This is a genomic window from Gordonia ajococcus, assembly GCF_012974285.1.
Lineage (GTDB): Bacteria > Actinomycetota > Actinomycetes > Mycobacteriales > Mycobacteriaceae > Gordonia > Gordonia amicalis.
The window spans coordinates 4,551,152-4,570,943 of record NZ_CP052884.1; the positions used below are offsets into that span (position 1 = coordinate 4,551,152).

General features: G+C 67.0%; 22 protein-coding genes and 3 pseudogenes. 6 read left to right on the plus strand and 19 right to left on the minus strand.

Features of this window, described 5'->3' with window-relative positions:
* Positions 1-72 precede the first annotated feature (72 nt).
* The gene (locus GAA2_RS20550; protein ID WP_191834538.1) at positions 73-219 is read right to left on the minus strand and encodes a hypothetical protein; all 147 of its coding nucleotides are present in this window, start codon (positions 217-219) and stop codon (positions 73-75) included.
* A 280-nt stretch (positions 220-499) separates the two neighbouring features.
* On the opposite strand from GAA2_RS20550, the gene GAA2_RS20555 reads away from it, so the two are divergent.
* A complete protein-coding gene (locus tag GAA2_RS20555) occupies positions 500-919 on the plus strand; it encodes a MauE/DoxX family redox-associated membrane protein (RefSeq protein ID WP_024499612.1) in 420 nt (139 codons plus the stop codon).
* Here the strand turns inward: GAA2_RS20555 and GAA2_RS20560 are convergent.
* From GAA2_RS20560 to GAA2_RS20575, 4 genes are all read right to left on the minus strand, one after another.
* Positions 916-2,385 (minus strand): DHA2 family efflux MFS transporter permease subunit, encoded by a 1,470-nt coding sequence (locus GAA2_RS20560; protein WP_024499611.1) that lies wholly within the window; start codon positions 2,383-2,385, stop codon positions 916-918. The two genes, GAA2_RS20555 and GAA2_RS20560, sit on opposite strands and share 4 nt — an antisense overlap.
* 73 nt (positions 2,386-2,458) lie before the next feature.
* Positions 2,459-2,974 (minus strand): alpha/beta hydrolase, encoded by a 516-nt coding sequence (locus tag GAA2_RS20565; RefSeq protein WP_024499610.1) that lies wholly within the window; start codon positions 2,972-2,974, stop codon positions 2,459-2,461.
* A gap of 250 nt (positions 2,975-3,224) precedes the next feature.
* Positions 3,225-4,610 carry an IS1380 family transposase gene (locus tag GAA2_RS20570; RefSeq protein ID WP_024498686.1) on the minus strand — a complete coding sequence of 462 codons (1,386 nt, stop codon included), beginning with the start codon at positions 4,608-4,610 and terminating at the stop codon, positions 3,225-3,227.
* A gap of 132 nt (positions 4,611-4,742) precedes the next feature.
* On the minus strand, positions 4,743-5,324 hold the full coding sequence (locus GAA2_RS20575) for a TetR/AcrR family transcriptional regulator (protein WP_035760112.1): 582 nt from the start codon (positions 5,322-5,324) through the stop codon (positions 4,743-4,745).
* A gap of 93 nt (positions 5,325-5,417) precedes the next feature.
* Between GAA2_RS20575 and GAA2_RS20580 the strand changes: the two genes are divergently transcribed.
* Positions 5,418-6,326 carry an alpha/beta hydrolase family protein gene (locus GAA2_RS20580; protein ID WP_024497354.1) on the plus strand — a complete coding sequence of 303 codons (909 nt, stop codon included), beginning with the start codon at positions 5,418-5,420 and terminating at the stop codon, positions 6,324-6,326.
* Between the two features lie 108 nt (positions 6,327-6,434).
* Here GAA2_RS20580 and GAA2_RS20585 read toward each other — a convergent pair whose 3' ends face one another.
* From GAA2_RS20585 to GAA2_RS20595, 3 genes are all read right to left on the minus strand, one after another.
* Positions 6,435-7,769: a lipase family protein gene (locus GAA2_RS20585; protein ID WP_035760132.1), complete on the minus strand. Its 1,335-nt coding sequence runs from the start codon at positions 7,767-7,769 to the stop codon at positions 6,435-6,437.
* Between the two features lie 17 nt (positions 7,770-7,786).
* A complete protein-coding gene (locus GAA2_RS20590) occupies positions 7,787-9,037 on the minus strand; it encodes a hypothetical protein (protein WP_191834539.1) in 1,251 nt (416 codons plus the stop codon).
* Positions 9,038-9,245: 208 nt separating this feature from the next.
* Positions 9,246-9,653, minus strand: a complete 408-nt coding sequence (locus tag GAA2_RS20595; protein ID WP_096274708.1) for an SRPBCC family protein — start codon at positions 9,651-9,653, stop codon at positions 9,246-9,248.
* Positions 9,654-9,757: 104 nt separating this feature from the next.
* On the opposite strand from GAA2_RS20595, the gene GAA2_RS20600 reads away from it, so the two are divergent.
* Complete coding sequence (locus tag GAA2_RS20600) at positions 9,758-9,931, plus strand: hypothetical protein (RefSeq protein ID WP_191834540.1); 174 nt, start codon at positions 9,758-9,760, stop codon at positions 9,929-9,931.
* Positions 9,932-10,005: 74 nt separating this feature from the next.
* Complete coding sequence (locus tag GAA2_RS20605; RefSeq protein WP_238064022.1) at positions 10,006-10,719, plus strand: cutinase family protein; 714 nt, start codon at positions 10,006-10,008, stop codon at positions 10,717-10,719.
* Positions 10,720-10,726: 7 nt separating this feature from the next.
* Here the strand turns inward: GAA2_RS20605 and GAA2_RS20610 are convergent, their stop codons facing one another.
* The 6 genes and pseudogenes from GAA2_RS20610 to GAA2_RS20630 all read right to left on the minus strand — a co-directional run bounded on the left by GAA2_RS20610 (position 10,727) and on the right by GAA2_RS20630 (position 15,195).
* Positions 10,727-11,392: a GntR family transcriptional regulator gene (locus GAA2_RS20610; RefSeq protein ID WP_096274709.1), complete on the minus strand. Its 666-nt coding sequence runs from the start codon at positions 11,390-11,392 to the stop codon at positions 10,727-10,729.
* Positions 11,393-11,398: 6 nt separating this feature from the next.
* Positions 11,399-12,133: an HAD family hydrolase gene (locus GAA2_RS20615; RefSeq protein WP_157753408.1), complete on the minus strand. Its 735-nt coding sequence runs from the start codon at positions 12,131-12,133 to the stop codon at positions 11,399-11,401.
* Positions 12,130-12,492, minus strand: coding sequence for a sulfurtransferase (locus tag GAA2_RS23290; RefSeq protein WP_248664843.1), 363 nt, complete (start codon positions 12,490-12,492; stop codon positions 12,130-12,132). Before GAA2_RS23290 ends, GAA2_RS20615 begins: the two co-directional genes overlap by 4 nt.
* A 174-nt stretch (positions 12,493-12,666) precedes the next feature.
* Positions 12,667-13,005: pseudogene (locus GAA2_RS23295) on the minus strand (sulfurtransferase); the annotation flags it as partial.
* Between the two features lie 16 nt (positions 13,006-13,021).
* A pseudogene (locus GAA2_RS20625) lies at positions 13,022-14,362 on the minus strand (LLM class flavin-dependent oxidoreductase); the annotation flags it as partial.
* Positions 14,363-14,421: 59 nt separating this feature from the next.
* Positions 14,422-15,195, minus strand: a complete 774-nt coding sequence (locus GAA2_RS20630; protein ID WP_096274713.1) for a hydroxyethylthiazole kinase — start codon at positions 15,193-15,195, stop codon at positions 14,422-14,424.
* Positions 15,196-15,363: 168 nt separating this feature from the next.
* On the opposite strand from GAA2_RS20630, the gene GAA2_RS23300 reads away from it, so the two are divergent.
* The gene (locus GAA2_RS23300) at positions 15,364-15,540 is read left to right on the plus strand and encodes a hypothetical protein (protein ID WP_232513028.1); all 177 of its coding nucleotides are present in this window, start codon (positions 15,364-15,366) and stop codon (positions 15,538-15,540) included.
* Between the two features lie 313 nt (positions 15,541-15,853).
* On the opposite strand, the gene GAA2_RS20640 is transcribed toward GAA2_RS23300, so the two are convergent.
* The 4 genes and pseudogenes from GAA2_RS20640 to GAA2_RS20650 all read right to left on the minus strand — a co-directional run bounded on the left by GAA2_RS20640 (position 15,854) and on the right by GAA2_RS20650 (position 18,261).
* Complete coding sequence (locus tag GAA2_RS20640) at positions 15,854-17,233, minus strand: cytochrome P450 (protein WP_096274714.1); 1,380 nt, start codon at positions 17,231-17,233, stop codon at positions 15,854-15,856.
* A 217-nt stretch (positions 17,234-17,450) separates the two neighbouring features.
* Positions 17,451-17,744: a hypothetical protein gene (locus GAA2_RS23305; protein WP_232513029.1), complete on the minus strand. Its 294-nt coding sequence runs from the start codon at positions 17,742-17,744 to the stop codon at positions 17,451-17,453.
* Positions 17,732-17,929, minus strand: a pseudogene (locus GAA2_RS23310) (hypothetical protein); the annotation flags it as partial. The pseudogene GAA2_RS23310 and the gene GAA2_RS23305, both read right to left, overlap by 13 nt.
* Before the next feature lie 11 nt (positions 17,930-17,940).
* Complete coding sequence (locus tag GAA2_RS20650) at positions 17,941-18,261, minus strand: hypothetical protein (RefSeq protein WP_096274716.1); 321 nt, start codon at positions 18,259-18,261, stop codon at positions 17,941-17,943.
* A gap of 75 nt (positions 18,262-18,336) precedes the next feature.
* Here GAA2_RS20650 and GAA2_RS20655 point away from each other — a divergent pair, with 75 nt between their 5' ends.
* Positions 18,337-19,119 carry a sulfate transporter gene (locus tag GAA2_RS20655; RefSeq protein ID WP_096274717.1) on the plus strand — a complete coding sequence of 261 codons (783 nt, stop codon included), beginning with the start codon at positions 18,337-18,339 and terminating at the stop codon, positions 19,117-19,119.
* Position 19,120: 1 nt separating this feature from the next.
* On the opposite strand, the gene GAA2_RS20660 is transcribed toward GAA2_RS20655, so the two are convergent.
* Complete coding sequence (locus GAA2_RS20660; RefSeq protein WP_096274718.1) at positions 19,121-19,765, minus strand: TetR/AcrR family transcriptional regulator; 645 nt, start codon at positions 19,763-19,765, stop codon at positions 19,121-19,123.
* Positions 19,766-19,792: the final 27 nt, after the last annotated feature.

Sequence of the window (19,792 nt, forward strand, 5' to 3'; positions counted from 1 at the left end):
GCTTCGATACGGCTCGTCGCAAGCTCCTCGCCTACTCAACCAGCAGGCGGATCGATCGGCAGCAGGGGTGGTTCAGCCCGGGAGGTCGGCCGCCACGCGGGCCGTGAAGACGACGACCTGCGCCACGACCAGTACCGCCAGTCCGACGGCGAACGCCGCCGCCGTGACGACCACCCCTGCGGAAGCCTTCAGCGCATCCCATACCGACTTCAGCGTCATGACCGATCCCCGAGTCGCGTGGCGAACAAGCGGTCTATGGACGGGTGTCGGCGGACCGACATCGAGTCGAGGGGCATGGGCTGACCTCCGTGCGGACAAATATCCCGGACGACGGTGTCCGGGGTCACATATGTACCACACATTAGTTGATACCGCGACTAAATTTGACGTTGGAGTCAGCGGGTCGACTCGCCGAGTCTCACTCCGGGGCAGTCCGAGAGCCGCCTCGGCCACGAACCACGGGGAACGCAACGCACACGCCAACATCCGAGGAGCTTGCATGTCGGTCCTGTCCCCCACCTCCACCCGCCAGCCGCTGGGCCGCGCCATCGCCCGGATCGCGCTCGGAGCAATCCTGGCGATCGCCGGCATCGGTCACCTGACCGCACAACGCGACGAGTTCCAGGCACAGGTCCCCGACTGGGTGCCGTTCAGCAAGGACTTCGTGGTCCTGGCCTCGGGTGGGGTGGAGATCGCATTGGGCGCAGCCCTCATCGCTCTCCCGCGTCATCGCAAGATCGTCTCGTGGATCGTTGCGGCATTCTTCGTCGCGGTGTTCCCCGGCAACATCCACCAGTACGTCGAAAACATCGACGCCTTCGGCCTCGACACCGACCAGAAGCGGCTCACGCGCCTGTTCTTCCAGCCGGTCCTGGTGCTGTGGGCGATCGCGGCCGGAACCGGGAAGCGTTCCGACTAGCGGCGACGGGTGCACGCATCCTGGCAAGCGGTGTCCATCCCGGCCCGGACCTGCGGCCGGAAGCCGGCGCCCGAGCTGATCGTCAGAGCGGCGACGAGCCCCCCGACAGCGCAACCCGCTGCACAGATGTACATCGCCGTCCGGAAGCCGTCGCCGAGAGGCTCGCCCGGTCCGGCGTCGATCCCGGCCACCGCGGGCAACACCGCCACCGCCAGCAGACCGGCCACGCGGGCCACCGCGTTGTTCACGCCCGACGCGGTCCCGGCCAGCGCATCGTCGACCGCACCGAGGGCAGCCGACGTCAGGGGCGCGACGGTCACCGTCATCCCGAGCCCGAACACCAGGACGCCGGGCAGCACATGAGCCAGGTAGTCCGTGCCCGGCTGCACGCGCGTCATGAGCGCGAAGCCACCCGCGGCGATCAGCGGGCCGACGGTCATCGGTAGCCGCGGCCCGGTGGTCTGGGCCAGCCTGCCCACCAGCGGAGAACCGAACAGCATGATGAACGTGCTCGGGAACATCGCCGCACCGGCTTCGAACGCCGAGTATCCGAGGCTCTGCTGCAGTTGCAGGGCAAGCAGGAACAGTGCGCCGCCCAGGCCCGCGTACACCAGCAGCGTCGTCAGGTTGGCGCCGGTGAACTGCGACGATCGAAACAGCCTCAGCGACAACAACGGCGACCGCACCCGCGTCTCGATGACCACGAACGCGACGAGAGCCGCCACACCCGCGAGACCGGCGGTCGTCGTACCGGCGGACCAGCCGCTCGACGGGCCCTCGATCAGCGCGTAGATGACGCCAGCGAGACCGAGCGTCATCGTCACCGCGCCCGCGACGTCGAGTCGACGCGGCGCGGACGGATCGCGGGACTCGGGCACATGCCGAATCGAGATGACCAGCGCACCCACCGCCAGCGGCACACTCAGGAAAAAGGTCCAGCGCCACGACGCCGCGTCGACGAGCCACCCGCCGACGAACGGTCCCAGCGCACTGGTCGCGCCCGACATCCCGGCCCACAGACCCACGGCCGCACCGCGATCCGACGGCGCGATCTCCGCGTTGATGAGTGCGAGGCTGCCCGGCACGACAGCCGCTGCCGCGACGCCCTGAACGAGCCGTGCGACCACCAGCCACTCGACGGACGGCGCCACCCCGCAGCCGATCGTCGCCACCGCGAACATCGCCAGGCCCCCGGTGAAGACGAGCCGACGGCCGTACCGGTCACCGGCGACGCCTCCCAACAGCAGAAGTGAGCTCAACGTCAGCAGATAGCCGTCGAGTACCCACTGCTGTCCACGCAGACCGGTGTCGAGGTCGCGGGCGATCGACGGCAGCGCGACGTTCACGACCGTGCCGTCGAGGAATGCGACGCCCGACCCCAGGACCGCGGCGACGAGCAGCCACCGCCCCGCCGGCGACGCAGCGCGAATGCCGACCGGTTCTTCCGCCGAACGGTTCGCGATCATGTCTGCCTTCCCGAGACCGGGGTCGCCGTCTCCCCAGGGTCATGGTCAGAACGTTGACGCGCAACCGTCGCCGTCAGCGACGCATATCGGCAGCGATGGCGTCGACCAGTCCGACGAACTGGTGTCCGCCGGTCTCGTGACGATGGAGCTGGGCGTCGGGAAGCAGCGCGGCGTTGAGATCCAGGTGGCCGATCGGGACTTCTTCGTCGTCGACGCAGTGGTGCAGGGACAGTGCGACATGGCGCGGTGGTGGTCCGGTGAAGTCGTACTCCTCCATGGCCCACCCGTCCGGCCCCCAGTTCGGCATCGCCAGGAGGACAGCGCGTCTCGGTCCGGCATACGCCGGCTCCGCCAGCAGGTGCAGCAGCACCGACGCCCCGAACGAGTGGGCCACGAGCAGGTCGTCGGCATCCATCGTCGACAGCCGTGCGCGCAGTGGGTCGGCCCACGCCTGCAGGGACATGTCGCCGGCGGAGAACTCGGGCATGTCGACGGGCACATCGAGCGCTGTGCCCAGGCCGGCGGCGATCGGCCGGTCGTCGGTGAACCCACCAGCACCGTGGATGAACAACAAATGTGTCTGACTCATCGATCCTCCTCGAACTCGTGCGTCACCGGGTTCGACTCGCGCAGACGCGCGATCTCATCGCAGGGTTGCGCTCCTCTTGACTCAGCCTGGATGCACCGATGTGGTGTGCCGGTGGTGGTGGAGGGTGTTGTGGGCGTGCGGTTTTGGGGGTGGTGGTATGTGGGCGTGGGTGGTCTGCCGATCTCGGAATGTCGGCTTGTTTCACTGGGTGTCCTGGTTGGGCCCGGGGGTGGGCGGGGTTGGTAGGGGTTTACGCGGGTTTTCGATGGTGGGTGTGGTCGAAGAGGTTCTGCCAGTACGGTTGCCAGGGCCAGTCGCGGGGTAGGTGCAAGGTCACGCGGCGTGCTGAGCGGGAGATGCGGGCGGCGATGCTGATCAGGGTGCGGCGCACGGTGGCGGTGGTGGCGGTGGTCATCCCGGCCACACATCCCGCGGCGCGGGAGAGGTTGAACGCGATGACTGCGCAGGTCAGCCAGGCGTTGTTCGCGGCGAACTGTGCCGAGGGCAGGTGGGCCAGGGGCCCGTTTTTGAGGTCGGCGTGGACGTTTTCGATGATGGCGTGTCCGCGGTGGATGGCGTCGGCGGTGACCGGATCGGGGTCGGGTTGGCTGGTGAAAAACGCGTGGTAGCGCCAGATCGGGAACAACTCGCCGGTCTGGGTGCTTTGTTCGTCGGGTACTCGCCGCACGATCAGGTGACCAGGCACTGGCTTCTTGCCGCTCATGTTGCCGGTGAATGCGGTGAACGGGGTGGCCGCGACCTGGGCGCGGTGGACCACGGTGTGGGTGTCGGGGTCATAGACCGGGCGGGTGTAGGTGATCGGTGTCCAGGCGGTGGCGTCGATGTTGGCGATGGCGCGCAGGACGTCGGGTTGGCGCCGCAGGGTGATCGAGACGTGCGCACCGTGGGCCAGGCAGGCGCGGACCATGTCGTAGGAGTAGAACGCGGAATCGGCACGCACCAGCACTGGTGGTGCAGTGGTGGTGGGCCTCAGACGGGTGAGCGTCTTCAGTGCTGAGGTGATCATTGACGCTGCGCCGTGCGAGGAACCGCGAGCACCGCGGCGTAGGCGCTGCCCACAGATCACCGGGGCCCGTCCTGGGGCGGTGAGCGTGGTCAGCAACACGTTGAGTCCGCGGGTGCCGGTGTAACCGACCTGCGCGCCCTGTTTGCCATAGCCGTGGACCTCGATGACAGTGTCATCGATGTCGAGCATCACCGAGGCGCTGGGATTACTGAGATCACCGAGCAGGCTGGTCTGTCGTGTCAGTTCGCCGAGAAACCGGGTGGCGACTGCGTCGAGTTGGCGGGTGTGGCCGTAGGTGAACATCCGCAGAAACGATCCCAGCGTGGACGGTGCGTAGGTGCGGTCGAACAGGGTACCCATCGCTCCGTGACGCAGCACACCCATGTCGGCGATGCTGTCCGCACCCATGACCATGCCGGTGACCAGCGCCGATACCTTCGCTCCTGGGTGGGCGCCTTTGTCGGTGGGGATCGTGAGCCACTCGTCGGCCAGGTCGGCCAAGCTGCACGAGGTGGCCAAGCCCATCACCGGCACGACCCCCGCTGCGGCGATCAGGTTCGGGTCGTCGAACGAGGCTGCTGCTACCGGGTTGGTATGAGAGAATCGCATCTGCGAGATGCCTTTCTTCGTGCCTGAATGTGTTCCTTAGACAAGTCCCATTCTTGCACTGCAGCAAGGCATCTCGCTTCTCAACACCCCATCAAACACCAGAAACCTCACCCCAAATCGGTGCATCCAGGCTCAGGGAGCAGGGGCGGACGTGGCGCCCGACCCCGCCAGCAGCAACCCGACCATCGCCTTGGCATCCGCTTCGGTGTAGCCGGGTCCGACGATGCAGAGGTTGCCGATCGCACGCAGGAACGTCACGGGGCTGACGTCCTTGCTGACCTCACCCGACTCTTGAGCCCGCTCGACCAGCGACGCGAACGCCGGAACGAGACTGTCGAAGATCAACGCGTGCAGGTTGTTCAGGCTCGGATCGTCCGAACTCAGAGCATCACTCAACCCGTGTTTGGTGACCAGGAAGTCGGTGAACGCCGAGGTCCAGCGACACAACGCATCCGTCGGAGGCACGTCGTCGGCGATCAATTTCTCGGCCAGTGCGACGCACTCCTCGACCTGATGGCGGTACACCGCGGTCACCAGGTCGGCGCGCGTCGGGAAGTGCCGATACACAGTGCCGACACCCACACCGGCACGCTTGGCGATGTCGCGGACCGGCGCTTGCACCCCGGTTTCGACGAAGGCCGCCGCAGCCGCATCCAGCAGCGCCTCACGGCTTCGTTCTGCACGTAGTTGACGTGCGGTTTTCGACTCCGACACAGTTCACCCCTTGCTCGCGGAACACTGTTCCGATAGGTTGGCGGAACAGTGTTCCGTCAAGATTATCGCAACCCTTCCGCGAGAGAAGCCATCATGTCCACTCCCCTGCTCGAACGTCGAATCGTCGCCGTCAAGCCGCTCATCGTGCCCACCACCGATCGCCCGGTCCCTCTTGCCGTGAAGGTCACCGCACCGGTCGACGGGGACAACCTTCCACTCATTGTGTTCTCGCACGGCAACGCGTGGTCCATGGACGGTTACGAACCGCTCGTGGACCGTTGGGCTGCTGCGGGATTCGTGGTCGTGAACCCCACCCACCTCGACTCCCGGCGCCACGGAATCGGATTCGACGACCCGCGGTTCGTCGACATCTGGCGCATCCGGATCAGCGACGTTCACGCCGTCATCGATCATCTCGACGACATCCTCTCGACCGCCGGTCATGACCTCGGCACCCGGGCCGACACATCGAAGCTTGCAGCCGTCGGACATTCCTGGGGCGGGCAGACGGTCGGCACACTTCTCGGAGCACGCGTCATCGACGTCGATGGTGTTGTCGGCAAAGACTTCTCACATCCGTCAGTACGCGCGGGAGCTCTCATCGCGACCGCGGGAACCGGCGACAGCCTCACCGACTTCGCGCGCGAACACCTGCCGTTCATGCGACCGGACTTCAGCCGGATGTCCACGCCGGCTCTGGTCATCGCGGGCGGAAAAGATGACTCGGCGTTGTCGACCCGCGGCCCAGAGTGGCTCACCGACGCCTACCACCTCAGCCCGGGGCCCAAGCGGCTGCTCTACATCGACGACGGCGAGCACACCCTGGGAGGGATTGCCGGAGAAGCGGTTCACGAGACCACCGACGAGGACCCGCGGCGGGTCGAACTGGTCGCAGACGCCGTATCCGCCTACCTGCTGGACGTATTCGGCCTCAGCACAGGCGAATGGGAGAAGATCGCCGTCGGCGCTGCGGAGGGTGCGTACAGCATCGACGGCAAGTAGCCCTTCGAGGCTCGTCGCTATCGCTCCTCGCACCTCAGGGAACAGGAGGCCGCACCAACCCTCCTCGCACCTCAGGGAACGGGAGGCCGCACCAACCCTCCTCGCACCTCAGGGAGCAGGCGACTCCAGCTTCTCCGCCAGCCAATCCACGGTCTGCATGCCGAACAGATCCGTGCCCCAGCCGTAGAGGTTGGTGAGGAACCGTACCATGCTGCAGTCGGTGGGCTGGTAGTCGACCTGGGTGCCGCCGCGGCGGTAGTCGGCGGCGAGCTTCCGCGAATCCGCGGCCGGGACCAGCGACATCGGCGAGTCGTCGGCCACGCAGGAGGCGATGAGCACCGGTGCGTCGGGCGACTTGCGGCCCAGCTTGTTGTCGTCGTACACCGCCTGGAAGTCGGCGATGTCGGCGGGATTCTCCCCGGACTTGAACAGCGCGTTCATCGGCACGAACGGCATCGTGAAATACGCCGGGGTCTGGCACTGGGTGCGGAACACGTCGGCGATGGCCTTGCCCGTCGGGGTGAGCTTCTCGTCGAGCTTCATCTCCGGGTAGCGCGGCTCTAGACCGAGCAGCGTCGCGAGGACGAAGGCCGAACCGACCGAGCCATCGGCGGTGGCGATGAAGTTCTTCTGGTCGACGACCATGCCCTCGAGGACGACGCCCTTGATCTCCAGTTCGGGCGCATACCTTTTCGCGTTCTCCGCGGCGAAGGCCGCGCCGACGCCGCCGCCGGCGATGCCGAACACGCCGAGGGGCGACGCGACCGACAGGCCGTTGTCCTTGTGGCGCAGTGCAGCTCGCAGCCCGTCGAGCAGCGCCTTGCCGGCGAACTTCCCGGCGAAGACGCCGTGCGGCTTGGGATCACCGTCGTTGCCGACATCGCTCATCATGACCGCGTAACCCTTGCCGAAGAACTGCGCCAGCGGACCCAGAGCAGACCACGACGCGCCGTCCATGGGATCGCCGCCGGTCCACATCGTGGAGGGATGGCAGTAGGCGCCGACGCTGTCGTTGGCCAGCTGATATCCGATCAGCGGTCGAGTGGCATCGGAGCGCCCGTCGCGCGGGATCATCAGGAGCCCGGTCGAGATCTCGGGCTCGTCGTGCAGTCCCCGGGTCACGTACATCAGCTTGTAGGCGTCGAGCTTGCCGGGACGCACACCCATGAACTGGACGGCGACCCTCTTGGCTTTCAGTACGTCACCGGGCTTTTCGCGACCGGTCAGACGCGGCTCGGCATAGAAGGGGTCACCGGCGACGAGCGGGTCTATGACCTCCTGCGGGCTGGCGAGCCGCCCGTCGCGCAGGGCGCCGACGACGAAGCCGTTCAGCACCTCGTCGAGGCCGGGCGTCCGGTTCGGTGCGGCGGTGGCCGGTGCAACCAGCCCGATACCCGACAGGACCATGACCAGCACGGCCGCGAGCGTGACGCTTCGGGACATGCGCGAGAAGGAGGAGATCACTGGTAGGTCACCTTGATCGAGGTCAGAACCGACTGCATCAGCGGCAGCAGGTTGCGGGTGGGACGGTGCGTTTCCATCTGCTCGAAGTACGGAGCCCTCATGGCCGCGCTCAGTTCCGGCCAGCTGTACTCGACCTGTGCGCGGTACTTCGGCAGCAGCTGATCGGTGATGTAGAGCCACCGGTCCTCGTACACCGACCAGTTCCATTCCGGCAGCGGCAGACTCACGACTGCGCGACGACCGTCGGGCGCGCGGCCCTCGACCTCCATCGGACGGAACGACCGCGGGGGCACCACGCCGGCGACCGACGGCGCGGCAGCAACAGTGCTGCCGTAGGTCATGGCCTCGCCGACCTCGCCCTTGTAGTTGCGGGTCGCATCCCACTGCTTCTTGATGACCTCCCCCTGCTCGCGCTGCAGCAACCGGGCGTTACCGGCGGCGACCGCGGCGGGATCCTTGGAAGCGATACCCTCCCAGGCGCGCATGATCTCGTCGTCGAAGATGCCCGCCTCGTGCATCTCCCGGAGTGCCGGCAGACCGCCGACGACGTAGGCCCGGTGCATCGGCATCAGGTCGGAGAAGATGTTCTTCTGCATCACCAGGATCTGCCCCTGGACCTGCCGGAGGTCGTCGGCGGTGATCTTCGCGCCCACGCGAGCCAGGGCGCGGAGACCACCGGGCAGGCTGTTGACCGCCTGCGGTCCCGCGAGTTCGTTGGCGCGCGCCACGATCGCGTGCGCGACCGGCTGCAGTCGGCTGAACTCGAAGATCTCGGTGGCGTCCTTGTAATCGAGGAGGCCGCCACCGAAGTCGCCGCCGACCAGACCACCCATTCCGGCCCACTGCAGTTCACGGTGTGCGAGTTGCAGGTCCTCGTAATAGCGGTAGGACTTCAGCAGGTTCTGGTGATTGGCGCCGACGCCATCGCGCGGGTTCCACGATGCGAGGTCGATACCGGCGCGTGTCGTGGTCTCGACGAGCCAGTACTGGAACAGCAACGCCTCATACGACGACGGGGCGAGCCCGCGATCGCGGGCCTGCTCGACCAATCGATGGAGAGTGCCGGGATCGGTCGGCAATGCCGGGTGCACGCCGCCCTGCCCCTGCGACGCATCACGATTCACCAGCGGCAGGTTCAGATACCGCCCGAGGGATTCGGCGGAGGCCGAACCCCCACCGACGAGCGAACCGAGCGCGACGACCACTGCCACCGCCGCGCAGACCGACCCCCGCAAGACCTTGTTCACGACGCCCCCCCCGTTTCAAGGCACCGACCATCACGGCCGAATCACATTCGAATAACCGAAGTGAATCTAATCCTTGATGTAGTCAGACAGCAATTCGGCATCGATAAATCCGTACGAATCCGCCGAAACACGCCCTGTCGGGCGAACAGGGCAGCGCAACACCGTATTCGACGATGCCCGAACTGCCCGGATCATTCTCCGCTCAGGATCAGCGCATTCTGGTGGGCCGCGTCTCGAACAGCGCCTTGAGGCGGGCCAGATCCTCTTCGACCATGAGGGTGTCCCGGTCGAACTCCTCGTCGGACATGGACAACTGCCGCACGGTGAACACCACCTCCGCGCCCTCGGGATGAGGTAGCACGCGCAGCGGATTGTGCACGGTGGCCCCGTTCGGGAGGATCACGTCGTGGTCGACGACCCCGAGGGTGTTCCGCGGAACGAAGCGGACCGTCACGGTGCCCATCGGCGACTCGGCCACGAGGTCGTCACCGCGTCGGACGACCTCCGAGGTCGCCAACCCCGCGGCCCATTCGGGGAGATTGTCGGGTTCGGAAACGAATTCGTACACATCGTCGGCTGACGCGCCGATCACCGTGCTGACATGACGACTCCTCATGAGCAGACTCTAAATCGGGTTTCGCGCATCTGTGGTGGGGGAACGTCGAATCGTCGACCGTGGAAAGTTCCAGTCTCAGTCATCCGACAAGGGAGTCACGACGAATGACCGACGAGCCAACCAACCGACCGTCCGACCCCGACGATCAGCACGACCCGGACGCCGATCCCGACATGCTGACATCCACCACGACGCAACCCGATCAAGCCGAGGGCGAAGACGACGACCCTGCGGAGACCAGCAAAGACGCGACGAAGGACGACGAAGGGTCACACTGATGACACACGATGAACCGAACCGGGACGACTCGGACCGGCACTTGCACACCCGAACGGCCAGGCGTAAGACCGGCATGATCACGCGAATGGGCATCGTCGCCGCATCCCTGATCGCGGCTGCCACAGGGTCGGTGATCGCGGGGAGTGCCGCGGCCGAGGCTCGGCCGGCGTGCTCCGACGTCGAGGTCGTCTTCGCTCGCGGCACCGTCGAACCCGCCCCGCCACTGGGGGTGACCGGACTGTCCTTTGTCGAGGCCGTCCGGAGTCAGCTCCCCGGCAAGTCGGTCGCCGCCTACGGCGTCCGATATCCGGCGAGCGACCAGTTCCGCAACCGTTTGAAGTTCGCCCGGACCGTCGCCGACGGTGTGCGTACGACGCAGAACCGGGTGAAGTACCTGGCGGCCAACTGCCCGGGCTCCAAGGTCGTTCTGGGCGGCTACTCCCAGGGCGCCGTCGTCGCCGGATATGCGGTGCACGCCGGTCTCGACCTCCCCGCTCGGTACGCCGCCTACGACCGTTTTGTGCCGCCACCGCTGCCTGCGTCGCTCTCGCGCAATGTCGCGGCGATCGTCTTCTTCGGAGCTCCGTCGGACCGCTTCATCGACGACATCGGCGCACCGCCGGTCCGGGTCTCCACCCCCTACCGCGGCAAGACCGTCCGCTACTGCGTCGCCGGTGACACCATCTGCGACGGCGCCCCCGTCGGCGGTCCCAACGCTCTGCACACCCTCTACTCGGTCAACGGCATGACACTCGACGCCGCACGCTTCGTGGCCCGGCGCGTCTGACCGCTGTTCAGGGGCTGGGGCTCTCCCCCGCCGCAACACCCATCGTCCGGGAGACGAGCTGCGAGATACGCACATCCCGATCGTGATTCAGGTGTTCGAGCATGAGCAAGCGGGCCTTCTCGGCTGATCCGTCGATGATCGCCGACATGATCTGCTCGTGCTCGCTCACCGAACTCTCGAAGCTTTCGCGACCGGTCGGGGCGAACCACGGTGCGCTGACCTTGATCTGGTCTCGCAGGTCCCGTTCCATGCCGTATATCGTCTCGTTGTGCGCCGCCCGCATCACGCAGTCATGGAAGACGTTGAGTGCGTGTCGAATCTCGACCGGATCGGTGTGACTCGCGCTCTGCGCCAGCGCCTCTCTGAGCCGGGCGATGTCGACCGGTGTGTGGCGTTCGGCGGCCGCCGCTGCGGCACTGGACTCGAGAATCGCTCGCACCTCGAAGATCTCGAGCATCTCCTCGTCGCTGCGGATTCGCAGGACGAATCCCCGCGACGCCGCGATCAGGAGCCCCTTGCGTTCGAGGAGCCCCAACGCCTCTCGAACAGGGGTCCGCGACACCCCGAACTCCTCGCTCAGCGCCTGAGGGATGAGGGTCGCGTCGGCGGGATAGTAGCCGTGCGTCAAACGCTCGTGCAGCGCTTCGTAGACCGCGTCGCGGGCGCTCTTCATCGGCGGTCACCTTCCGTCGGGTGGGGCGGACTCTGCGAGCCCCTCGATCCTCGCAGACAACCCGACAAGCGTGTCGACACGAACCGGCCTCAGGTCGTCGACGACGAGTGCGGTGTCGTCGGCGAAGCGGTGTGAGTCCGTCTGCACGCCGACCAACGGGATGCCGAGGTGCCGGGCCGTGAGTTCGTCCCACTTGCCGTCCCCGAGGATCACCATCCGCCAGTCGTCGATCTTGTGACGACGCGATGCCTGACCGATGGCGTCGCGCACGATCTCGGCGCGGTTGTCGTGCTCGGTACCGGTGGCGAGCTGTGCGTCGTCCGGTTCGACGCCGAGCACGCGCAGTTTGGTGCGGGCCAGGGCACGAAACGACCCGGTGGCGAAGGCACCGTACACATCACGCCGTGTCGCCAATTCTGCCAGCAGCTTTCGTGAACCGGCGATCTCGTCGACCGCTCCCGTGGACACGTGAGCGTCGAACTCCTTGGCGTAGAGTCGCTCCAGTTCCGCGATGAACTCCGGGTCGGCGGGAATGCCGTGCTTGTCCTCGTACACCTCGTTGGTCACCGCCGAATCGGTGTATGCACGGTAGGCCTCCCACGGCTTCGCGAGCACATCGAGGCCATGCCGGGCGAGCACGTCGATCGCCACCCGGTCATGCGCTGCGGCCGAGTCGAGCAACGTGCCGTCGATGTCGAAGATGACCAGCGTCGGCGTCTCCGAAAGGGCTCCGTGGGTCATCGCGGCCGCATTCCCGTCACGAGCGGGAGATCGGGATGACTCCGCCATTCGCTCAGCGAACCGTCAAAGACCCGGGGTTGCGGGTAACCGGCCTCGACGAAGGCCAATGCCGCACCCGCGGCGTTGATCCCGCCGCCGCAGTAGACGATCACTTCGGCATCTTGATCTATCTCACGCTCCTGCAGCGCCTTCCGGGTTCGCTCGGTCGAGAAGGTGCCGTCGTCGTTCAGCAGGTCGGGGTAGGGCACGCTCAGACTGCCCGGGATGTGACCGGGCCTGTCGCCGCCGGATTCACCGGTGTAGTCCGGAGACCGGAGTGCACATACGAGCGTGGTAGACGATCCTTCGTCATCGGACACCGCACGTACCTCGGCGAGGTCGGCGAACACCGGGGTGCCGAGGTCCCGGATCTCCACGCCGGTGGCAGCGCCGACGATCTCGGAGTCGCCGGTGGCGACCGGGTAGCCGCGGTCTGTCCAGCGGGCGAATCCGCCATCGAGCACGCGAGCACCGTCGTACCCGAAGGACCGCAGCACCAGCCACACGCGCGCGGCGTAGGCGCCGGTGAGCTGGTCGTACACGACGATGTCGTCCTCCGGGTTGAGGCCGAGTTCCGCTGCTGCCACGGATATCTGGTCGATGGTCGGCCGCGTGAAAGCAATCGTCGACGACGGATCGGAGAAGGCCGCGAACAGGTCGGCGAACCGGGCTCCCGCGATGTGGGCGGCGCGGAAGACCTCGTGACCGGGACCGAACACCGTCAACCCGGCATCGTCGACCGACCGCGCGATGCTCGCGTCGAGCACGACGACGGAATCGGCGTTGCGGTGCAGCCATTCCGCCGAGACGAGTGCGGAGTCGGCGCGGGTCACGCGCCGGCCTCGGCGACGCCCTCACCCGGTTGCGCCATTCGCCACGTTCCGGACGGTTGAGACCGAGGTTCTCGCGCAACGTGTCGCCCTCGTACTCGGTGCGGAACAGGCCGCGACGCTGTAGTTCCGGCACCACGTGATTGGCGACGTCCTCGAAAGCCGCGGGCACATGGGTCGCCTGGATCATGAATCCGTCGGCGGCCCCGGCGTCGAGCCACTGCTCCATCGTGTCGGCGATGTCATCGGCCGAACCGATCATGTTGCCCTCGGTGCGCGCACCGTACCAGCGTCCGATCTCGCGGATGGACAACTTCTCGCGCTCGGCGAACTCCACGACCTCGCGGTAATGGCCTTCCACGCCAACCACTTCGAGCGACGGGAGCGGACCGTCGAGGTCGTACTTCGTGAGATCGACGTTGACGTGGTACGCCAAGCGGGACAGGCCGGCCTCGTGGTCGACGAGTTCGAAAAAAGCCTCGTGCTTGGCCATCGCGTCGCGGACGTCGGTGCCGACGACAGTGGTGGCGGCGGGCAGGATCTTGAGCTGCTCGGGATCCCGGCCGTGGGCGGCCGCGCGCCGCTTCATGTCCTGGTAAAAGTCAACGGCACTCTCGAGCGACTCGTGGCTGCAGAACACGACGTCGGCCCAGCGGGAGGCGAAGTCGCGTCCCGTCGGCGACGCGCCGGCCTGCACGATGACCGGGTATCCCTGCGGCGGCCGGGGCACGCCGAGCGGCCCCTGTACCTGGAAGAAACGGCCCTTGTGGTCGATCGCCTCGACCTCCTCGGGACGAGCGAAGCGGCCGGACTCCTTGTCGTGGATCAGCGCGTCGTCGGACCAGGAATCCCACAGGCGGGTGGTCACCTCGAGGAACTCCTCGGCCCGCGCATACCGCTCCTCGCGATCGGGCAGCTTGTCCTGGTTGAAGTTCTGCGCCTCCGCATCCTGAAAGCTGGTGACGACGTTCCACCCGGCGCGTCCGCCACTGAGGTGATCGAGCGTACCCATGGACCGCGCGAGGTTGTACGGCTCCTGGTAGCCGGTCGACATCGTCGCGGCGACACCGAGCCTGGTGGTCACCGAGCTCATCAGGGCGATAACCGTCATCGGGTCCAGACGCGGTGTGCCGGTACCGAATTTGACCGCCGGCTCGAAGGAGTCGCCGAGACTGCGCGGTACGGCGAGCGCGTCGGGCACGAACGCCACGTCGAACTTGGCGTCTTCGAGGACCCGGGCGATGTGCAGATAGTGCTCCGCGGTGAGGAAGCCGTCCCCGGCGTCGGGATGCCGCCAACCGACCGTCCCCTGCGGGCCGGCATTCATGAATGCGGCCAGGTGGATCTGCTTACGGGACATGTCATTCGCTCCTTTGCGACTGATCTGCGGTTGACGATGGGCGGGGCGCGTCTGCCTCGTCAGAGAGTGGAGAGTTCGTCGAGGAAGGCCACGGCGAACCATCCGGTGCCGGTGGTGCGAGTACCTGCCCGCTCCCCCGCCGCGGCGAATGCGGCGTGCGCGGTGCGTGCTGCGGTGAACGGATCGACGACAGCACAGTACGCCGCGCTGAGTGCACCGAGGCTGCAACCGGTGCCGGTGACCTGAGGCATCTTCGCGTCACCGCCCATGACCGAGGTCGCCCGGCCCGACGGTTCACAGATGTAGTCGACCTCGCCGGACACCGCCACCACCGCGTCGAGGCGGACGGCCAGGTCCTTGACGGTGTCGATGACCTCCGAGGAGTCGAGCGTCGAGTCGACGCCGCTGCCGCCGGCGCCGCCGGCCAGTGCCGAGATCTCGCTGGCGTTGCCGCGGATGATCGACGGCTTGTACTTCAACAGCGACGTCAAGATCTCGTCGTATTCGCCTGCCCCTGCGCCGATGGCCACGGGATCGAACACCCACGGGGTGCCCGCCGTATGCGCGGTCGCGGCGGCCTCCTCCAAGGCCTCTGGAGTCACCGACGACATCAGGGCTGCACCGTTGATCCAGACCGCGCCCGCCCCGGCGGGGAACGCAGCGGTGAAGCCGGGAGCCGCCCCGATCGCGGGACCCGCACCCAGCGCGAGCAGCACGTTCGCGCTCAGGTTGGCCGCAACGTAGTTGGTCAGGCCATAGATGAACGGGGCCTTCTCCCGGAGGCTCGCGATGGCAGTCTTCACATCGGGCGACTCGATCGTCGTCGTTTCCATCGGTACTGCTCCTCGCACTTCGCACTCCGGGACTAGAACTGCATTTAGTTGTATACAGTTGGATGCGAGCCGAGCCAGCCAGTTCGTAGTTAAACTCAGCCCGGTTTCAACACATGCCACGTGCCTCACGGCGACTCCCGGCACAGTGGGCGACGGTATACGGCACGCGTGACCTCACCCCCGACGACCGGCGTGCTGCTGTCTGTGTTCGCCGTTCTGCTCCTGGCCTTCGGCGCCGACTTCCACTTCTCCCGGCGGATCGCGAAACGCCACAAGCTCTCGGCGCGGATCTTCATGACGGTCAACGTGTCGGCGAGCTCGCCACGGCTGTCGCCCTGGTCCTGACATGGGTCGCTCTGTGGAGTCCGGCGGCGTGGGAACGGATCGACAACCTCCTGGTCTTCGGACCTGGCACGGTGGCGATGCTGTGTGTCGTGATCCTCACGGTCGAGACGGTCCTCTCCCGCACGTCGGATGCATGGCGGGGCCATGGGTTTCGACAGGCTCAACCGGCAGAACAACCTCGCTCAACCGGCAGAACAACCGCGCTCAACCGGCAGAACAACCCCGCCCAACCGGCAGAACAACCTCTCTCAACCGGCAGAACAACCCCGCCCAACCGGCAGAACAACTCGATCCTCGAACTCCCGGCGGGGGGTCACCGGCCGACCGGGACCAGCTCGATCGTGAGGTCGAAATGGTTGATCGCGTGCGGCATCTCGGTGACCCCCGACCGCACGCGCGGCGACAGGACGTTGTCGCGGAAACGGTACTGACGCAGCAATTCTGCGATCACCAGAGAACTGAACAGCATCACGACGTTGCGGCCCGGGCACTCCCCCGGGCCGTCGCTGAACGGCACGACACCGGCGAGGTCCTGCGCTCGACCGTCGAGCCAGGCGTCGGGAGTGAACTCCTGCGCGAAATCCATCGCCTCGTCGTCGCGCTGGAAGAACTCGCCGATGACGATCGTGGTGGCACCGGCCGGCACGACACCGCCGGCCCACCGCACGTCCCGTTTCGCCTCGCGCAGGATCGCCAGCGTGGTCGGCCACAGCCGCAGCGATTCCAGAACCGTCGCACGCACGACGGGGAGCCGGGGTGATCCGCCGGACTCGCCGGCGCGAGCGTCCTCCCGCGCCCGTTCGCTTGCGCCCGGATGGGCGGCGAGCAGGGCGAGCGAACGGTGCACGGCGACCGCCACGGCGTCGAAGGCGAAGAGCCACTGGGGAATCTGACCTACGGGGTCGGCATCGGTCCGGTCGTCGACCGGCGCATCCCGGATGGCGCCGGCCAAAGAATCCTGTGGCGCTCGGGCGACGAGTTGTTCCAGACGACGCCGGAAGCGCGAGTAGGTCGACTTGCGGCGCGGGAACGCGTACGCCCAGTTGGCATCATGACGCAGCACCGTGAGCAGATCGGTGACCTCTTCGTCGTCACGCGCCGCGTCGCCGAAGACGAGTCGACGCACCATCCGCCAATGGGATACGACATACCGATCCCAGGTGAGTTGTCCGTCCGGACACGAGGCGACGAGGTCGTCGACCTCGGACCGGACGATCTCCGCGCACCGAGCATGGAGCGAGTGGACAGGCGAGCTGGTCTGCAGCGCAGACTCGTTCAGCTGTCGACGCACCCGACGACGCTCTCCGTCGGAGATCAGGACTCCGGTCGGCTGGAACCTTCCCACCGCCGCCACCTTCTCCCGGGTCGCCGAGGTGAACGGGTCGGGGGTCGCGGCGAGGATCGTCTGGACCGCGATCGGACGCAGGGCCACGACCATGGCTCGCGGGAACCGCAGGCGCAGCGCGTCGGCCTCGTATTTCTCGCGGATGTCATCGAGGATCCGGGCCGCACGTGCGTGGGTGTCCAACCGCCCGCCGAGGCGCACCAACGCTTTGCGCCTGGCGAGGACCCCTTCGGACACGATCGGCGTCAGCACCCCGCCGATGATGCGTGCGGTGTCCAGCACGCCGGCGGTGGCGAGGCGCGGCGCAGGCGCGGTTTCGCGATCGTCGGTCCCTGGCGATGACGGCAACGGCTCTCCCTTCGTCGAGTACCTTGCTCGCAGGGCACATCGATCCCTGCCTGCGGCAGCCACATGAGATGCTGCCGCGGGCAGCGGGTACCCGCGCACTAGCGCGGCAAAACGAAGACTTCCGGCTCCGCAGACCCGTCAGCTGGTCGAGAGCGAGGCATCGAGCCGGCGGTGGCCGTCCCGGACGAGAACACCGTCGCCATCGACTCGAGTGACGTCACCCCACGGAATCAGAAATGATGTGGTCCCGGCACCAGCGCTCCGGCCACGCCAGCTCCAGGTCCTCCTGAGACTCCTCGAGGTCGACCGTCACATCGATGTCGCGCACGCGGTCGATCGGGCTGCGATCGAGCTCGTCGACATGCGGTCCCCCGCCGAGCATGCGGTACAGCAGGGCACGACCACTGAGGAGCGCCGAGACGTGGGGCGGCCCGTCGTCGCGGATCTCGATCTCGACATCGTCGACGACGCCAATCGGTACCCCGTCCCGGTCACGGATCTTCCTGCCCAAGAGATGGATTCGAACATCGATCGTGGTGCGTCGGGACACCTTTCGACTCGCGTGCGAACGACCACCTGCCCCCACGGAGGCTGCAACAGGAAGAAGGCCACCCCGAAAGCCGCAAGGCACAGCCCCACCAAACCGGTCACGTTCTCCATGACCTTGAAGTTGTTGCGCCACCGGATGATCCACACGGCAAAGGCGGCTATTCGAATCGTGTGACAGCGCGGGACGACACCAGCACGCGGGTGGCCTCCGCCATGGCGGCTTCCACACCGGCGCGCATGGGTTCGTCTGCCGCGTCGTCGATGTCGAGATTGACGACGGTTCCGTACGCCGAGAGCGACTGCTCGATCATGTCATCGAGCGGAACCCGGACGTACTGGGTCGTGGCATCTCCGTCAGCCCAGAGCATCACCCCCTGGTGTGCGGAGGCGACCGCGCTGACCACATCGCCGGACGAATGCGAGAGCTCGGCGGTCGCGCCACCCACGGCCATCCGGTGGCCGAAACGCCGGGCGTGCATACATCCCGCGTCGATGGGTACCCGATCGCCGAACGCCGCACAGCATCGACACGACCACCATCGCGAGGACTGACGATGAGCACCGACGATCTTTCCGTGCAGTCGACGCACGGGGAGCCGGCCACCGTTCTGGAAGTGTCCGGTGTCCTCGACTCCGACACCTACCTGCATGTGCGGGACGCCATCGTGCAGGCGGCCTCCAGCACACCGGGATGCCTTGTCATCGACATCCGCGCACTGACAGTGCCGGCGCCCTCGGCGTGGAAAGTGCTGACCAGTGCCGCGTGGCTCATCCGCCGGTGGCCCGCGGTCCCGATGGCCGTCGTCGCCGATCCGGCCCGCCGGGCCGAGCTGGACAACGAGAAGATCACCCGATCCGTCCCCGCGTACGACTCGCTGGACACCGCCCTGAATCGTCTGGCGGAAAGCCAGGACGACAAGGTGACTCGACGGATCCACACCACGATCCGTCGCGACATCGGTTCGCCGATCGCCGCGGCACGGGCGGCCGTTGCGGATGCAGTCGGCAAGTGGGACCGCGATTTCGTCTCGCTGGCACTCGTGCTGACCACCGTCCTGGTGCGAAATGCCCTGGTGCACACGTCTGCCGACCCCGAGATCGCGATCGAGGTGCGCGGCTCCGACCAGCTGTTCGTCGCCGTCAGCGATGACAGCTCGGACGTCCCCGCGCGAGTCGAGGACGAGCACGGTCACACCCGGGCCGCGTCCGGACTCGCGGTGCTCACCACGTTGAGCCGCCAGTGGAGCTACACGCCCCGCGGAACCGGCAAGACCGTATGGGCCGTGATCGGACCGGAAGAGGTCGCGCGTTTCACCAATCCCGAGCGTGAGGTCTGACTCAGCCGGCGAGCAGCGCCACTATCGCCCGTGCGAGACCGCGGCGCGCCAGTTGCTGATCCTGGAAGCTGCCCAGTTGCTTCTCCGACACCAGACCGCGCATCGCACCCGGCAGGAATGCCGCGACCTCGCGAACCCGGTCGGGATCGACGTCGAGATCGGCGAAGGCCCGCTGACAGGAGTCGGTCCACGACGGCCCCCACGAGGCGAGCTCGGCAGCGGCCTTGGGGAACAGCCGCCGCAGTTCGTCGGGATCCCGCGGAAGAGCGGCCCGCAGCGTCTCGATGGCGCGCGACTCGGGGGCCGTCAGCCCCTCGTACATGAGGTCGATGATCGCCTCCACCCGTTCCGCCAGTGGCGCTTCGGGTTTCACACTGACCGGGAGGTCGCCGCGTTGTTCGGCGGTTCGATGGAGCACGGCCGCCCAGAGACCGTCGATGTCGTTGAACTGGTACTTGATCGCACCCCACGTGGCCCCGATGTCCTTGGCTATCCGGTTGCCGGACACCGACGACGGGTCGCCGGAGGCCAGCGAGCTGATCGCGGCGTCGAGCATCGCGTCGCGGGTGGCCTGCCCACGACGATTCGCACGCCGCGCACCGCGCACCGGCGTACCGGTCGGGGTGCGGGCGTCGACGGGTGCCATGATCGCCGATGGTAGCCGCTCGGGCGT

Coding starts and splice junctions, on each gene's coding strand:
- GAA2_RS20550 (WP_191834538.1), bottom strand. CDS start 219: ATGACGCTGAAGTCGGTATGGGATGCGCTGAAGGCTTCCGCAGGGGTG.
- GAA2_RS20555 (WP_024499612.1), top strand. CDS start 500: ATGTCGGTCCTGTCCCCCACCTCCACCCGCCAGCCGCTGGGCCGCGCC.
- GAA2_RS20560 (WP_024499611.1), bottom strand. CDS start 2,385: ATGATCGCGAACCGTTCGGCGGAAGAACCGGTCGGCATTCGCGCTGCG.
- GAA2_RS20565 (WP_024499610.1), bottom strand. CDS start 2,974: ATGAGTCAGACACATTTGTTGTTCATCCACGGTGCTGGTGGGTTCACC.
- GAA2_RS20570 (WP_024498686.1), bottom strand. CDS start 4,610: ATGCGATTCTCTCATACCAACCCGGTAGCAGCAGCCTCGTTCGACGAC.
- GAA2_RS20580 (WP_024497354.1), top strand. CDS start 5,418: ATGTCCACTCCCCTGCTCGAACGTCGAATCGTCGCCGTCAAGCCGCTC.
- GAA2_RS20585 (WP_035760132.1), bottom strand. CDS start 7,769: ATGTCCCGAAGCGTCACGCTCGCGGCCGTGCTGGTCATGGTCCTGTCG.
- GAA2_RS20595 (WP_096274708.1), bottom strand. CDS start 9,653: ATGAGGAGTCGTCATGTCAGCACGGTGATCGGCGCGTCAGCCGACGAT.
- GAA2_RS20600 (WP_191834540.1), top strand. CDS start 9,758: ATGACCGACGAGCCAACCAACCGACCGTCCGACCCCGACGATCAGCAC.
- GAA2_RS20605 (WP_238064022.1), top strand. CDS start 10,006: ATGATCACGCGAATGGGCATCGTCGCCGCATCCCTGATCGCGGCTGCC.
- GAA2_RS20610 (WP_096274709.1), bottom strand. CDS start 11,392: ATGAAGAGCGCCCGCGACGCGGTCTACGAAGCGCTGCACGAGCGTTTG.
- GAA2_RS20615 (WP_157753408.1), bottom strand. CDS start 12,133: ATGACCCACGGAGCCCTTTCGGAGACGCCGACGCTGGTCATCTTCGAC.
- GAA2_RS20630 (WP_096274713.1), bottom strand. CDS start 15,195: ATGGAAACGACGACGATCGAGTCGCCCGATGTGAAGACTGCCATCGCG.
- GAA2_RS20650 (WP_096274716.1), bottom strand. CDS start 18,261: ATGCACGCCCGGCGTTTCGGCCACCGGATGGCCGTGGGTGGCGCGACC.
- GAA2_RS20655 (WP_096274717.1), top strand. CDS start 18,337: ATGAGCACCGACGATCTTTCCGTGCAGTCGACGCACGGGGAGCCGGCC.
- GAA2_RS20660 (WP_096274718.1), bottom strand. CDS start 19,765: ATGGCACCCGTCGACGCCCGCACCCCGACCGGTACGCCGGTGCGCGGT.